At 59.7% G+C, this 15,547-nt stretch carries 13 protein-coding genes; 1 reads left to right on the forward strand and 12 read right to left on the reverse strand.

The annotated features are described in order from the left end of the window. Nucleotides 1-57: 57 nt before the first annotated feature. The 4 genes from AEQ63_RS24570 to AEQ63_RS24585 are packed head-to-tail and all read right to left on the reverse strand — an operon-like array spanning nt 58 to nt 4,902. A complete protein-coding gene (locus AEQ63_RS24570) occupies nt 58-885 on the reverse strand; it encodes a class I SAM-dependent methyltransferase (protein ID WP_064365190.1) in 828 nt (275 codons plus the stop codon). Next, nucleotides 879-2,033: an acyltransferase family protein gene (locus AEQ63_RS24575; RefSeq protein WP_064365191.1), complete on the reverse strand. Its 1,155-nt coding sequence runs from the start codon at nt 2,031-2,033 to the stop codon at nt 879-881. The genes AEQ63_RS24570 and AEQ63_RS24575 overlap by 7 nt, the downstream gene beginning before the upstream one ends. Beyond that, complete coding sequence (locus tag AEQ63_RS24580) at nt 2,030-3,331, reverse strand: glycosyltransferase (protein WP_064365192.1); 1,302 nt, start codon at nt 3,329-3,331, stop codon at nt 2,030-2,032. Before AEQ63_RS24580 ends, AEQ63_RS24575 begins: the two co-directional genes overlap by 4 nt. Further along, a complete protein-coding gene (locus tag AEQ63_RS24585; RefSeq protein WP_064365193.1) occupies nt 3,325-4,902 on the reverse strand; it encodes a glycosyltransferase in 1,578 nt (525 codons plus the stop codon). The genes AEQ63_RS24580 and AEQ63_RS24585 overlap by 7 nt, the downstream gene beginning before the upstream one ends. A gap of 525 nt (nt 4,903-5,427) precedes the next feature. On the opposite strand from AEQ63_RS24585, the gene AEQ63_RS24590 reads away from it, so the two are divergent. Then, complete coding sequence (locus AEQ63_RS24590) at nt 5,428-6,864, forward strand: glycosyltransferase family 4 protein (RefSeq protein WP_082367961.1); 1,437 nt, start codon at nt 5,428-5,430, stop codon at nt 6,862-6,864. On the opposite strand, the gene AEQ63_RS24595 is transcribed toward AEQ63_RS24590, so the two are convergent. From AEQ63_RS24595 to atpG, 8 genes are all read right to left on the reverse strand, one after another. Continuing rightward, nucleotides 6,847-7,473 (reverse strand): glutathione S-transferase family protein, encoded by a 627-nt coding sequence (locus tag AEQ63_RS24595; RefSeq protein ID WP_064365194.1) that lies wholly within the window; start codon nt 7,471-7,473, stop codon nt 6,847-6,849. The two genes, AEQ63_RS24590 and AEQ63_RS24595, sit on opposite strands and share 18 nt — an antisense overlap. A gap of 103 nt (nt 7,474-7,576) precedes the next feature. After that, nucleotides 7,577-8,503 carry a LysR family transcriptional regulator gene (locus AEQ63_RS24600; protein WP_042608016.1) on the reverse strand — a complete coding sequence of 309 codons (927 nt, stop codon included), beginning with the start codon at nt 8,501-8,503 and terminating at the stop codon, nt 7,577-7,579. 75 nt (nt 8,504-8,578) lie between these two features. After that, nucleotides 8,579-10,411, reverse strand: coding sequence for a glutamine--fructose-6-phosphate transaminase (isomerizing) (glmS, locus tag AEQ63_RS24605; protein WP_064365195.1), 1,833 nt, complete (start codon nt 10,409-10,411; stop codon nt 8,579-8,581). A gap of 2 nt (nt 10,412-10,413) precedes the next feature. Further along, entirely contained in the window at nt 10,414-11,190 is a 777-nt protein-coding gene (locus tag AEQ63_RS24610) for a DeoR/GlpR family DNA-binding transcription regulator (RefSeq protein ID WP_064365196.1), read from the reverse strand. Nucleotides 11,191-11,316: 126 nt separating this feature from the next. Beyond that, entirely contained in the window at nt 11,317-12,684 is a 1,368-nt protein-coding gene (glmU, locus tag AEQ63_RS24615) for a bifunctional UDP-N-acetylglucosamine diphosphorylase/glucosamine-1-phosphate N-acetyltransferase GlmU (protein WP_064365197.1), read from the reverse strand. 119 nt (nt 12,685-12,803) lie between these two features. Further along, nucleotides 12,804-13,229 carry a F0F1 ATP synthase subunit epsilon gene (locus tag AEQ63_RS24620; protein ID WP_016772407.1) on the reverse strand — a complete coding sequence of 142 codons (426 nt, stop codon included), beginning with the start codon at nt 13,227-13,229 and terminating at the stop codon, nt 12,804-12,806. A 45-nt stretch (nt 13,230-13,274) separates the two neighbouring features. Beyond that, entirely contained in the window at nt 13,275-14,654 is a 1,380-nt protein-coding gene (atpD, locus tag AEQ63_RS24625) for a F0F1 ATP synthase subunit beta (protein ID WP_007911961.1), read from the reverse strand. A gap of 27 nt (nt 14,655-14,681) precedes the next feature. Beyond that, nucleotides 14,682-15,542 (reverse strand): F0F1 ATP synthase subunit gamma, encoded by an 861-nt coding sequence (atpG, locus tag AEQ63_RS24630; protein WP_007911960.1) that lies wholly within the window; start codon nt 15,540-15,542, stop codon nt 14,682-14,684. Nucleotides 15,543-15,547: the final 5 nt, after the last annotated feature.

The following is a 15,547-nucleotide window of genomic DNA, read 5'->3' on the forward strand; positions in this document are numbered from 1 at the left end:
GATCTTTTGATCGTGCGTTAACAATCAGGATCAAAAGACCGCAGCGTGCCGCAGCTCCTACAGGGATGCCGCAGGCTTGCGCGCAATGATCACCTGACTCTTCGCCACCACCGCATCCAGCGCCTGTTTGATCTGCGCCCCGCGCGGGGAGTCGAGTACCGCTTGCCACGTGTCGGCCCAGTGATTGAGCAGTGGGTGATCAGGGTTGCTGAATTCGACCTTGGCTTCCCAGAACAGCATCATCCACATCGTCCAGTAAAAGCCGTATTGGCTATGGCTGATGATTTCCAGCCCGGCGTCGCCGACCATTGCCTTGAACTGCTCTTCACTGATGATGCGTATGTGATTGGGTTTCTGGAAGTACTCGGGCGCGGCGATGTCCTTTTGCAGGTCTTCGGAGCTTGGGTGCGGCACGCTGAGCAGGTACAACGCGCCAGGTTTTCCAACCCGCACCAGCTCAGCGAGAAACTGCGCAGGGTCGTCGACATGTTCGATCACTTCCGTCGAGACCACACGTGTCGCCGTGGCGTCGGCAATCGGCAGCGGATTGCAATCGGTGACGTGGCACTCGACTTCGCGCGCCGGGGTATCGCTCAAGCGCTGACGGGTGGCTTCGACCTTGGCCGCATCGATATCGGCAATGATGATCTTCGCCCCGCGCATGCCGCAGAAATGCACGTTACCGCCATCGCCGCAGCCCACATCGAGCAGCGTGTCGTCGGGGGTCACCGGGAACCCTGTGAACAGTTCGCCGGTTTGCTGATTGAACCAGCCGCTGAGCATCGCATCGTGCAGGCCGAGCATGTACGGGTCGGTCTTCTCGGCAACCGCCACAACAGGCTGCGCCGGCGTGGCGTTCGTGAGTTTCTTCAAAAGGCTCAGCATGAGGTGGCTCCAGGGGATGGAAGGGCGGATCGGGGCGTGCCGAGGCGCTTGACCAGCGCGGCGCCTCGGTTGCGCATCGGCATTTCGATCAAGCGGTAATTCAGTTCACTGAACAGCACGATCAGGCCGAATCCCAGCAACAGCGTGAACACCGGATGCCCGGCCGGACTCGGCAGACCGGCGCTCTGCAAACGGAAAATCAGTTCACGCACCAGTTGATACGCCGGGATATGGATCAGATAAATGCCATAGGAGCGGCTGCCGACCCACGCGAGCAACCGTTGCACCGCACCGGCAGGCACCAGGTAATCGCGGTTGTATGAAGCGATCCACACCAGCACGGCACTGAGCAGCGCGATTGAACCGATGCGATAAGGCGCGAAGGTGAACCGATCGGTGGCCATGAAGCTGAGCAGCAATGCGATGGCGATGAAGACTGAAATCCCGGCCCACGGCCGCGCCAGCCAGGTTGGCTGCCAGCGCTGATAGCCGGGCCGTGCGCTCCACATCGCCAACAGCACGCCAAGGGCCAGCGCGTCGGTGCGCACCACCATCAGCAACGGGGTGCGCACGGTCAGAATCTGCACCGCGACCAGCGCCAGCAGTGCCCAGACCAGACGCTGGCGAAACAGCAGAATCAGCAGCGGAAACAGCAGATAAAACTGTTCCTCCAGCGCCAGGCTCCAGTAGACAAAACTGCTGCCGTATTCGTATCGGAAGAAGCTGTCGGCAAAACGGAAATTGGCGTATTGCAACACGCCGGCCAGGGTCGCTTGCAAGTTGGCATGCCAGGTACCGAAAGCGCCGGAGCGATTGAGGAACACACAGGCCAGCAGCATCAGCGCGAGCCATAGCCAGGCCGACGGCAACAGGCGAAAGGCGCGGCGCAGCCAGAAGTTGCGCGTCTGCTGCCAGCACTCCTGGCGACTGGTACAACCTTGCAACGCCGGAACCAGGCTGCGAGCGATGACAAAGCCGGAGATGGCGAAAAACAGATCGACGCCCCACCACGTTTGCAGACTGCCGTGAATGCTGTCCAGCAAAGGCACCGGGTCCGCGAACAGACTGCCCTGCAGGTGATGGAACAATACCCCCAGCACGGCGACGGCGCGCAGCACTTCTATATCCATGATGCGCTTGCCGTTCATGCTTGGCAGGTTTCCCCCGCAGCGGCACGGTGTTCGAACAACTGTGCAAGAAATGCCCGCAGGCGCTGCTCGGCCACAGCCTGACTGCAAAAAGCCTGCAGGCTGTCTACAGCTTGTGCGGACATCGCGGCATAACGCTGCGGCTGGTTTTTTGCAACGTCGTAACTGGCCCGGTAGGCCTCACATAATGATGCCCAGTTGGTCACGTAACGCAGCGTGCGAAATGCCTTGCGCGGATCGTGCGGCCAGGCGGTCAATTCGTCGGTGGACTCGATCAGAAACGCGTTCTCAGCGTTCAGGTAATCGATCATTGCCGTGGTTCGAGGCGCTACTGCGGGCTTGCCGCAAGACATGAATTCCATCAGAGGCAGGCACTGGCCTTCCCCGTAGGACGTGTTCACGACATAGCGAGTCGCCTGCACGAGTCGCTCGTAGTCCGGATCGGCGAGATAACCGTGAATCAACACGATACGGCATCGATAGGACTGGTTTTTGTACAAATGGTGGAGGATGTCAGCCAGCGCCTCTTCAGCATCGAAGTGCGTCAGTTTCAGCACCAAGGTGGCGTCTTCGACTTCGCGAAAGCTCACACAGAACGCGCTGAGCATGTCCTCCCAGTTCTTGCGGCCATCGCCGGGATTGAACACTGACGTATACACCACGCCCTCAAGGGACAGGGTCTGCTCGGTCACCGGTGCGGCAAAATCAATCCCCTCGCCGCTGCGCAAATGCTCTGGGGCGAAGGCATTCAAGTCGAGCTGACGGCTGTCGGCCACCACCCCTTTGATCGTCAGCCGCAGCGGCTCGGCAGCGCAATGATCCTGTGCTTGCCTGCCGCGTGCGGCGAAGCGGTCCCACACCGGCGCCGGGATAGCGCTGATCGGGTAGTCCGCGGACATGGCTTCGCGGACCGCAGCGACGGTATAACTGGAATGGGTGACAGCCGCGCCGCAGGCGTGCAAAACGCTGCGCCAGTCGTTGCGTGGCTCACCGGCGAACGGCTCGTTGGGGATCGTGCTGAACTCCCAGGCAAACACCGGCACGGTCGGACACGCCAGATCAACGGGCGTACGGTGCGGCGGGGAAAACGACAGGAACACACAGGGCTCGCCCCGAGCCAGGCATTCGCCATAGAGCGCATCGACTTGCGTCTGCGGATCAGCCACTTCGACAACCCGCCCGATTCGTTCGAGAACCGGTCGATATTCCTTGAGGACGAAGTAATAGCTGTATTCGGAACGCCCCAGGTTTTGCGTAATGGTGTGCTGATTGGTTTCAGAATGAATGATGATCAGCATGAGGCGTTATCCAGAACAGGCTCGATATCAGCGGCCGTGGGAGCCAGCGCGAAAAAATCCGCCAGGCGTGTCTGCAATGGCGCGAACGCGCAGTAATTGTGCATCCGCTCGATGGCGGCGGCCGACATCCGCTGATAGTCCTGCGGGTGCGCAGTGGCCATGCGGTAACTGTTTTCGTAGGCGCTTTTCAGCGAACCCCAGTCCGGTCGGTAGCGCAGGGTGCGGTAAATAATCCGCGTGTCCTGGGGCCAGATCGTCAACTCTTCGCTGGACCTGACCACGAATGCCACCGAGTCGTCGATGTAATCTTCCATGGCGGTGTGGGCCGGCGCGATCACCGGTTTGCCGCTGGACATGAACTCCATCAAGGGCAGGCACAGGCCTTCGCAGCGCGAGGCATTGACGTAGAACGTCGCCGCCTTGTAGAGCTCGGCATACTGCGCGTCGTCAAGGTAGCCGTGCATCACCACAACGCGGCAAGCGAACGGGCTGAGCTGCGCGAGCAACGTCATCAATTCGCTGTAATACACGGCCAGATCGTTCTGGGTGATCTTGACCACCAGGGTAGCGTCCGGCTGCTCGCGAAATGCCCAGCAAAACGCGGTAATCAGTTGATGCCAGTTCTTGCGGCCATCCTTGGGATTGAAGACCGAGACGTACACCACACCGTCGACACGGGTTTCAACGATGCCGTCGGTGGCCGGCAGGTCCAGCGGCGGTGGTTCGCTGAGCGGAATCGGGTGCGCGCCGCAAATGGCGGGCAGACGTTGCTCGAGCCAGGCGTGAAGGTTGTCGGGAACGCGATCACGAACCCCTTCCCAATACCAGTTCTGCAGGTATTTCACCCGTGGGACCGGCTCTGCCAGGTCACGCCCGAGATCCAGTGCCCATAGCCGTAGATAGTGCCGGGCGATGACGAATCGGCGCTTCAGGGTCAGCGGCGGTGGACGCGCGGCTTCTATTTCAGCCGCCAGTGCAGCTTCTTCTTCAGGTGTCAAAGGGACGGGAATCAGCGCATCGGCGGACAAGCCAAGTTCGCGGCTATCGAAAATACAGCCTCTGATCGCCAGGGTTGCCCCCGCATTGATCGGTGTCGGGACATGCGCCTGGCGGATATCCGAAAACCTTTCCCATAGCGCTGTCGGTAGCACCAGCACCGGAAAATCCTCACCCATGGCCCGCCGGATCGCCCGGGCAGTGTGGCTCGACAAGGTGATGACCCGGCCCTGGCGCGCGAGCATTTGCGTCCAGTCCTGGCGCGGGTCGTTGTCCCACTGTTCATCGGGAATCGAGTCGAACTCCCACGCCACGACGCAGACCGTCGGGCATTGCAGATCGGCCGGGGTTTTCTGCGGTGGGGCAAACGACAGGAATACGCTGTCTTCGCCTGCGGCGAGCAATCGGCGGTAAAGGGGATCGACTTCTGCCGGGGCGGATACGACATGCACACGACCAAGACTTTCCAGCAACGGACGATAGGCCTTGAGCACGAAGTAATAACTGTATTCGGGACGGCCGAGACTCTGGCTGATGGAGCTGTCGCTGACGTCCGAGTAAAGAATGAAATTCATGGCATCCCACGATAAAGCTGCCATTCCGGCAACTTCATGCTGTGACGGCCAGAGATGGATCGGGCCGGGAATCCCGACACGGCGTCCTTCATCAGACACGTCTTAGTTCTTGTTTTAGTGGTCAGTTTCACTCTGCGTCGCAACCCCCGTGTACAACTTCGGAATATCGCGACGAGGGGCATTCTAAACACATCCATTGAGGGTTCGGGAACCATCGGGCGTGAATAATTCGGTCTACGCTGTCCAGAACTGACCGGTCACGGTTTGCCCTGTTGAAATTGTCGTGTAATTGGCACAGATTGATCGCAGAACAAATACAACAACTGTTTCGCCTGTTGTCCTACCGAGCTTTCGTCTCGGTCTGACAGACCCTCCTACACCAGCTGTAGGAAATAGCGAAACATAAGCCCAAGGGGTCGCGGTTTTGAAAAATTGCCTGGTCGCCACAGGTCTCGCCAGTTTCGCGCAATACCCTCTGCGGACACCCCTGTTGCCCGCCGGATCGGCGAACACGGAGCGCGCGCTATGACTCGACTGTTGGTGGAGTGCACCCACGTCTTCAACCACCCGAAACTCAACTCGGGGATTCAGCGGGTGGTGCGCAATGTCATCAATAAATTGCCGTCCGGTGCTGCTGATATCGAATGCATGCCGGTGGTTTTCGTCAACGGCCAACTCTACCGGGTCTTGCGCCTGGCCCCTCTGAACACGCCGGTTTTCAACGCCTTCGCGACATTCGCTGACCGCCTGGAACGCCTTGCCCATCGTTTTTGGCAATGGCACCAGCGGCGCGAGGCCCAATGTGAGTCGAAGCTGGCTCGCCGCGCTGTATATGTTGCCTACCGCCTGACCTCGTTCACCGCATTCGGGATCCCGTTGAGGCTGTTCAAACGCCTGAGGCACTTGCAGCTGCTCAAGCGCTGCTCGCCCTTGCAGCATCAGGCCGATGATCAATTGATACTGCTCGACTCCTCGTGGCATTCGGATTTCTTTCCTCATGTCGAGCGACTCAAGCGTGATGGCGTCGGGATCATTGCGGTGATCTATGACCTGATTCCCATGACGCATCCACACTTTTACGAAACCCGCCCGGCGCAGGTGTTCGGGGAATGGTTTGACTGGATTTGCCGCACTGCCGACGGCTACATGGCCATTTCCGCCACGGTGCGCGACGAGGTGCGCAATGAACTGCAGCGACGGCTTGGGCCCCTGCAAGCGGGAAAACGCTGGTTCGACTACTTCCACTTGGGTTCCGAGCTGGACTTGCACAGCTCGACCGCGGCCGTGGAACCGGCGTTGCGACAGATGTTCGAGGCACCCGGCCCGGTTTTCCTGATGGTCAGCACGATCGAGCCGCGCAAGAACCATGCTTATCTGCTGGATGCTTTCGAGCGTGCCTGGGCAGGTGGTTCCAGCGCCAGGTTGTGTATCGCTGGACATATCGGCTGGAAGTGCGACGAGCTGCTCTCACGGATACGCCACCATCCGGAATTGAACCGGCGCCTGTTCATGTTCAACAACCTCAGCGACACCAGTCTGGAGCATGCTTACGCCCACGCCAGTTCGCTGGTTTTCCCATCATTCGTCGAAGGCTTTGGCCTGCCGCTGGTGGAAGCCATGCAGCGCGGTTTGCCGGCAATGGGCAGTGACATTCCGGTGTTTCGTGAAATCGGTGGCAAGTACATGGCCTATTTCGATCTGCAGGAGCCGCAGAGCCTGACCGAACTGATCACGGCCTTCGAGGCCAGTGGTCAGTTCCCCGCCGGCAAGGATGTACGCGACTGGCGCTGGATTGACTGGCGCCAAGCCAGCCAACAGTTGGTAGAGCGCAGCGCGCTGCATGTCCTGCGAGGAGAGGCCGCGCAACCGGCCGTTACGCTTGAGGGCATCAGTGCACCGGTTGAAGCGTTGCCGACGCCCCCTGAATATTCGCGAATGCGCGCGTCAGGCAGTTTTCAGTAGCCCGGCCGCGGTAGGCGGCATCGCCACAAAACCGGGCAGGCCCTCGATGCGTGCCAGCCAGGCCCGGACATTGGCGTATTCCTCCAGCGAGACATTGCCCTCCGGCGCATGCGCGATGTAGCTGTAGGCAGACACATCAGCGATGGTTGGCTCATCGCCTGCCAGATAGGCGGTCTTGCCCAACTCCAGCTCCATGACCTTGAGCAGGTTGTGCGCGCGGCCGATGACTTCTTCGGCATTCAGTTGCGCACCGAACACCGTGATCAAGCGTGCCGCCGCCGGGCCAAAGGCAATCGGCCCCGCCGCTGCCGACAGCCAGCGCTGCACATGTGCTGCGCCCACCGGATCGGTGGGCAGCCAGCGACCGTTGCCATACTTCTGCGCCAGATACACCAGAATCGCATTGGAATCGGCCAGCACCACACCGTTGTCATCAATCGCCGGCACCTGGCCGAAACTGTTGATCGCCAGATACTGCGGCTGCTTGTGCTCACCCTTGGCCAGGTCGACGAAGATCAGCTCGGTCGGTAGCTGCAGCAGGGACAGCATCAACTCGACGCGATGGGCGTGGCCGGAACGGGGGAAGTTGTAGAGTTTGATCGGTTGCATGGTCGACTCCGCTGGAAAGTGACGACGCTACGGAATGAGCGCGCCGATGGAGTCATCATCTACGGATCGGCAAAACTAAAGAATCACCAGCCGATGCAATCGATTATTTCAGTGGCTGCAATAACGCCGCCGTGTTCAAGGCCGGATGCTCGCGCAACGCCTTCACGGCGAAGTCGACAAAGCTGCGGATCCGCGCCGGCGCCTTGCGCCCCCCCTGATACACCACATGAATCGGCAACGGCGGCAATTCAAATTCGGCGAGGACGATTTCCAGTTCGCCTGCCGCAACCTTGTCCGCCACTTGATACGACAGCACTCGCGTCAGTCCCAGGCCTTTGCGTGCAGCGGTTATCGCGGACTGATTGGCCGTGACCGTGAGTCGCGGTTCGGTGCGCACGCTGAGTGCTTCACCCGCGTCGAGAAACGGCCAATTGCGTTGCTGACCGATCGCCGACGTCGCCACCACCGGCAGCCCGGCCAACGCCTGCGGATGATCCGGTCGGCCATGCCTGGCGAGGAAATCCGGCGAGGCGCAGATCACTCGCCGCACTTCGCCGACGCGGATCGCATGCTGATTGCTGTCCGGCAGTTCGCCGATGCGCACCGCGACATCGATGCCCTCCTCGACCATATTGACGACCCGGTCGAGCAACAGCGCATTGATCGACACATCCGGATAACGACACAGGTAATCGGCCATCACCGGGGTTACGAACAGATCGCCGAACAGCACCGGCGCAGTGATCGTCAACTGCCCCCGCGGCAACGCATGACTGCCTGCCGCCGAATCCTCGGCCTCCTGGACTTCGGCGAGAATCCGTCGGCAGTCATCGCAGTAACGCTGCCCGGCTTCGGTCAGATGCACCGTGCGCGTGGTGCGCACCAGCAACTGCGTACCGATGTGCTGCTCAAGCGCCGCTACTGCGCGGGTGACACTCGCCGCCGACAACCCCAGACGCCGCGACGCCGCCGAAAAGCCTTGCTCCTGGGCGACGACAACGAAGATCTGCATTTCCTGAAAGCGGTCCATGGGATTCCTCGGCGGCGGATACGACAATCGCAGCCGAGGCTGCGATTGTGAGAGCGTAGATCAACGGTGGATAACTTATTCCACAGTCACCGACTTCGCCAGGTTACGCGGCTGGTCGACGTCAGTGCCCTTGAGCACAGCCACGTAGTACGACAGCAGTTGCAGCGGGATCGTGTAAAGGATCGGCGAGAGGATGTCGTGGATGTGCGGCATTTGCACCACGTGAGTGCCTTCGCCGTCGGTCATGCCAGCTTTTACGTCGGCGAACACGATCAGCTCGCCGCCGCGGGCGCGGACTTCCTGCAGGTTGGATTTGAGCTTTTCCAGCAGTTCGTTGTTTGGCGCCACGGTGACCACCGGCATGTCGTTATCCACCAGCGCCAGCGGGCCGTGTTTCAATTCTCCGGCCGGGTAGGCTTCGGCGTGGATGTAGGAGATTTCCTTGAGCTTCAAGGCACCCTCCATCGCCACCGGGAATTGCGCACCTCGGCCGAGGAACAGGGTGTGGTTTTTCTCGGCGAACAGCTCGGCGATTTTTTCCACGGTGCTGTCCATCGCCAGCGCTTCGCCCAGGCGAGTTGGCAGACGACGCAGCTCTTCGACCAGCGTCGCCTCGACGCCATCAGCCAAAGTCCCGCGGACCTGACCCAGCGACAACGTCAGCAGCAACAGACCGACCAATTGCGTGGTGAAGGCTTTGGTCGAGGCCACGCCGATTTCGCGACCGGCCTGGGTCAGCAAGGTGAGATCGGATTCGCGTACCAGCGAGCTGATGCCAACGTTGCAGATCGCCAGGCTGGCGAGGAAACCCAGCTCTTTGGCATTGCGCAAGGCCGCGAGGGTGTCAGCGGTTTCGCCGGATTGCGAGATGGTGACGAACAGCGTGTCTGGCTGCACGACCACTTTGCGATAGCGAAATTCGCTGGCAACTTCGACCTGGCACGGAATACCCGCCAGCTCTTCGAGCCAATAACGCGCGACCATCCCGGCGTGATAGCTGGTGCCGCAGGCGACGATCTGCACGTTGCGCACTTTGGCGAACAGTTCGGCGGCTTGAGGACCGAAGGCCTCAACCAGCACTTGATTGTTGCCCAGGCGGCCTTCGAGGGTGCGCTGGACCACGGCCGGCTGCTCGTGGATTTCCTTGAGCATGTAATGGCGGAACTCGCCCTTGTCGGCGGCTTCGGCACCATCGGTGTACTGCACGGTCTGGCGCTCGACAGCGTTGCCGTTCACGTCCCAGATCTGCACGCTGTCGCGACGGATTTCAGCGATATCGCCTTCCTCCAGGTACATGAAACGGTCAGTGACCTGCCGCAGGGCCAACTGGTCGGAAGCGAGGAAGTTTTCGCCCAGGCCCAGACCGATCACCAGTGGGCTGCCACTGCGCGCGGCGACCAGACGATCCGGCTGCTGCGCATTGATCACCGCCAGACCGTAAGCGCCATGCAGTTCCTTGACCGTAGCCTTGAGTGCGGCCGCCAGGTCAGGTTGTTCCTTGAGCTTGTGCGTCAGCAGGTGGGCGATGACTTCAGTGTCGGTGTCTGAGCTGAACGCATAACCCAGTGCTTTGAGTTGTTCGCGCAGGGCTTCGTGGTTCTCGATGATGCCGTTGTGCACCACCGCAATGTCCCCGGAAAAATGCGGGTGGGCGTTACGTTCGCACGGCGCGCCATGGGTGGCCCAACGGGTGTGGGCAATACCGAGCCGGCCGGCCAGCGGGTGTTCGGCCAGCGCCGTTTCCAGTTCACTGACCTTGCCCGGACGGCGCATGCGTTCCAGGGTTTCATCGTTGGTATAAACCGCCACACCGGCGCTGTCATAGCCGCGGTATTCGAGGCGCTTCAGGCCTTCGAGGAGGATGGCGGTGATATTACGTTCAGCTACAGCGCCGACAATGCCACACATGGTTATTTCTCCTGACTGACAGCCGCACAGATCAAGGTGATCCCGCGGGCCTGAAGCTGATCGCGCGCCTCTTGAGGCAGGCGATCATCGGTGATGAGGGTATGGATGCTGCTCCACGGCAGCTCCAGATTGGGAATCTTGCGGCCGATCTTGTCCGCCTCGACCATCACGATGACTTCGCGTGCAACGTCAGCCATCACCCGGCTGAGACCGAGCAATTCATTGAAGGTCGTGGTGCCGCGAATCAGATCGATGCCGTCGGCGCCGATGAACAGTTGATCAAAGTCGTAAGAGCGTAGTACCTGCTCGGCGACCTGACCCTGGAAGGATTCCGAATGCGGATCCCAGGTGCCGCCGGTCATCAGCAGCACTGGCTCGTGTTCGAGTTCACTCAGGGCGTTGGCGACGTGCAGGGAGTTGGTCATCACCACCAGCCCCGGTTGCTGGCCCAGTTCGGGAATCATTGCGGCGGTGGTACTGCCGCTATCGATGATGATGCGTGCGTGTTCGCGAATGCGTTGGACCGCTGCGCGGGCAATCGCCTGCTTGTATCTGGAGATAGTCTGCGCAGTTTCCGCGACAAGTTCCTGCGGCATGCTGATCGCTCCGCCATAACGACGCAGCAACAGGCCGTGGGTTTCCAGCGCGGCGAGATCCTTGCGAATCGTAACTTCGGAAGTTTCGAAGCGCTTGGCCAGTTCATCCACACTGACTTCGCCCTGCTCGTTGAGCAGGGCGAGAATGTTGTGGCGACGCTGGGGCGTGTTGCGCTTGGACATGGCGGCTTAAGTTTCGATTCGAAAGATAACGTGAAGCAATGAAACTCTATCGAAAGGTTGCCGTCAAGACGCGAGGAGAAAAATTCAGAAAGATAGAACCTCGCTCCCACAGAGACTGTGGATAACTCAGGATTTTTTGATTTTTTCCGGACGCTTCCAGCCGTCGATATTCTTTTGACGCGCACGGCCCACCGCCAGTTGGGCGTTATCCACATTTTGCGTGATGGTCGAGCCGGCCGCAGTGGTTGCACCGCTGGAGATATCCACCGGCGCAACCAGCGAGTTGTTCGAACCGATGAACACATCAGCGCCCATTACTGTCTTCCATTTATTGGCGCCATCGTAGTTGCAGGTGATGGTGCCGGCGCCAATGTTGGTGCGCGCGCCGATCTCAGCGTCGCCCAGATAAGTCAGGTGGCCAGCCTTAGCGCCTTCGCCCATGTGCGCATTTTTCAGCTCAACGAAATTACCCACATGGGCGCGAGCTTCGAGCACCGTGCCGGGGCGCAGACGTGCGAATGGACCGGCGTCGCTGCCCTCGCCGAGAATCGCGCCTTCGATATGACTGTTGGCCTTGATCACCACCCCCTTGCGCAAGGTGCTGTCCTTGATCACGCAGTTCGGACCGATCACAACGTCGTCTTCGATGACCACGTTGCCCTCAAGGATCACGTTGATATCGATCAGCACATCGCGGCCGACGGTGACTTCACCACGCACGTCGAAACGCGCCGGGTCACGCAAGGTCACGCCTTGAGCCATCAGGCGACGGCCAGCGCGCAACTGATAATGACGCTCGAGTTCGGCCAATTGCTTGCGATCATTGGCGCCCTGCACTTCCATTGGATCATGCGGTTGTTCGGTGGCAACCACCAGGCCATCACTCACCGCCATTTCGATCACGTCGGTCAAGTAATACTCGCCCTGCGCATTGTTGTTCGACAGGCGACTCATCCAGTCAGCTAGGCGATTGGCAGGCACGGCGAGGATTCCGGTGTTGCCTTCAGTGATCGCACGTTGCGCCTCGCTGGCGTCTTTGTGCTCGACGATCGCCGCAACCTTGCCGTCGGCATCGCGCACGATGCGGCCATAACCGGTCGGGTCATCCAGCTCTACGGTGAGCAGGCCCATTTGTCCCGGCACGACGTGCTTGAGCAGACGCTGCAGGGTTTCGACTTCGATCAGTGGCACGTCACCGTAAAGGATCAGCACGGTGTCGGCATCGATGAACGGCACGGCCTGAGCAGTGGCGTGGCCTGTGCCCAGTTGCTTGTCCTGAAGCACGAAATTCAAGTCATCGGCCGCCAGGCGCTCGCGCACCACATCGGCACCGTGACCGATCACCACATGAATGCGCTGGGGATCCAGTTGCCGAGCGCTGTGGATAACGTGACCGAGCATGGAGTTGCCGGCAATCGGGTGCAGCACCTTGGGCAGCGCCGAGCGCATGCGAGTGCCTTGACCGGCCGCGAGGATAACGATTTCGAGAGACATGACTGGCTACCAATCCTGGGTGGTCAGCGACTGCGACCGGTTTTTGGGGAATTCGGAAAAGAAAAAAGGGTAGCCGAGGCTACCCTTTTTTATCAATCGCACAACAAGCGGCTGACGGATTAACCGCCAAACTTCTTGCGGATCTGCTGGACGGTGCGCAGCTGGGCTGCAGCCTCGGCCAGACGAGTGGCAGCGGCGCCGTAATCGAAGTCCGCGCCTTTTTCGTTCAGGGCATTCTCGGCAGCCTTGAGAGCTGCCTGAGCCTGAGCTTCATCCAGGTCGGCGGCACGTTGCACGGTATCGGCAAGTACCTTGACCATGTTCGGCTGAACCTCGAGGAAACCACCGGAGATGTAGAACACCTCGGCTTCCCCGCCTTGCTTGATCAGGCGGATCGGACCCGGCTTGAGATTAGTGATCAGCGGCGCGTGACCCAGAGCGATACCAAGATCACCCAGTGCACCGTGCGCAATCACCATCTCGACCAGGCCGGAAAAGATTTCCCCTTCCGCGCTGACGATATCGCAATGGACTGTCATAGCCATCTGATTGCCTCAACCTAAATTAGCGCCCGTTGCCGGGCGCCGGGATTACAGTTTCTTGGCTTTCTCGATCGCTTCTTCGATGCCGCCAACCATGTAGAACGCTTGTTCTGGCAGGTGGTCGTAGTCACCGTTGAGGATGCCTTTGAAGCCAGCAATGGTGTCTTTCAGGGAAACGTATTTACCCGAAGCACCGGTGAAGACTTCAGCCACGAAGAACGGCTGAGACAAGAAGCGCTGGATCTTACGAGCACGGTTAACCAACTGTTTGTCGGCTTCCGACAGCTCGTCCATACCCAGGATCGCGATGATGTCTTTCAGCTCTTTGTAACGCTGCAGAACATACTGGACGCCGCGAGCGGTGTCGTAGTGGTCCTGGCCGATCACGTTCGGGTCCAGCTGGCGCGAAGTCGAATCCAGTGGATCTACCGCCGGGTAGATACCCAGGGAAGCGATGTCACGGGACAGAACGACGGTGGCGTCCAAGTGGGCGAAGGTGGTCGCTGGCGACGGGTCGGTCAAGTCGTCCGCCGGTACGTATACCGCCTGGATCGAGGTGATCGAACCTTCCTTGGTCGAAGTGATACGTTCCTGCAGAACGCCCATCTCTTCAGCCAGGGTCGGCTGGTAACCTACTGCCGAAGGCATACGGCCCAGCAGTGCGGATACTTCAGTACCGGCCAGGGTGTAACGATAGATGTTGTCGACGAACAGCAGAACGTCGTTACCTTCGTCACGGAACTTCTCGGCCATGGTCAGGCCGGTCAGTGCTACGCGCAGACGGTTTCCCGGCGGCTCGTTCATCTGACCGTAAACCAGTGCCACTTTGTCCAGAACGTTGGAGTCCTTCATCTCGTGGTAGAAGTCGTTACCCTCACGAGTACGCTCACCCACACCGGCGAACACGGAATAACCGCTGTGCTCGATGGCGATGTTACGGATCAGTTCCATCATGTTTACGGTTTTGCCTACACCGGCACCACCGAACAGACCGACTTTACCGCCTTTGGCAAACGGGCAGACCAGGTCGATAACCTTGATGCCGGTTTCCAGCAGGTCGTTGCCGCCTGCTTGCTCAGCGAACGAAGGCGCTGGACGGTGAATTCCCCAACGCTCTTCGGTGTCGATCGGGCCAGCTTCGTCGATCGGGTTACCGAGGACGTCCATGATCCGGCCCAGGGTCGCTTTACCGACCGGTACGGAGATGGCTGCGCCAGAGTCGGTAACTTCCAGACCGCGCTTCAAGCCCTCGGTGGAACCCATCGCAATGGTGCGAACCACGCCGTCGCCCAGCTGTTGCTGAACTTCCAGGGTGGTTTCAGCCGCGCTCACTACTTTCAGCGCGTTGTAGATGCTCGGTACGCTGTCGCGTGGAAATTCCACGTCGATAACGGCGCCGATGATTTGAACGATACGTCCGCTACTCATAGCTGGATCCTCTGAATATTTGAACCGTTAAACCGCGGCAGCGCCGCCGACGATTTCCGAGATCTCTTGGGTGATCGCAGCCTGACGCGCCTTGTTGTAGATCAGCTGCAAATCGCTGATCAAATCACCGGCGTTGTCGGTAGCGTTCTTCATCGCGATCATCCGCGCAGCCTGTTCAGCCGCGTTGTTCTCGACCACCGCCTGGTAGACCTGCGACTCGACGTAACGGACCATCAAGCCGTCAAGCAGCTCTTTGGCGTCCGGTTCGTAGAGATAGTCCCAGTGGTGCTTGAGATCCTGATCCGGGGTGGCCACCAGTGGAATCAACTGCTCCACGGTAGGCTGTTGCGTCATGGTGTTGATGAACTTGTTGGACACCACGGACAGGCGGTCGATACGGCCGTCCAGGTAGGCATCCAGCATCACCTTGACGCTGCCGATCAGATCATTGATCGACGGCTCTTCACCCAGGTGGCTGATAGCTGCAACGACGTTACCGCCGAAGTTGCGGAAAAAGGCCGCACCCTTGCTACCGACTACACACAGATCAATCTCGACGCCGTTTTCGCGGTTTACCGCCATGTCCTTGACCAGGGCCTTGAACAGGTTGGTGTTCAAGCCGCCGCACAGACCACGGTCACTGCTCACGACGACATAACCGACGCGCTTGATTTCGCGGTCGATCATGAACGGGTGGCGGTATTCCGGGTTGGCGTTGGCCAGATGCCCAATTACCTGGCGGATACGCTCCGCATAAGGACGGCTAGCAGCCATGCGCATTTGTGCCTTGCGCATTTTGCTGACCGCCACTTTTTCCATGGCGCTGGTAATCTTTTGCGTGCTTTTGATGCTCGCAATCTTACTGCGAATCTCTTTTGCGCCTGCCATGTAAC

The sequence above is a fragment of the Pseudomonas sp. RIT-PI-o genome (genome assembly GCF_001297215.1).
Taxonomy (GTDB): domain Bacteria; phylum Pseudomonadota; class Gammaproteobacteria; order Pseudomonadales; family Pseudomonadaceae; genus Aquipseudomonas; species Aquipseudomonas moraviensis_A.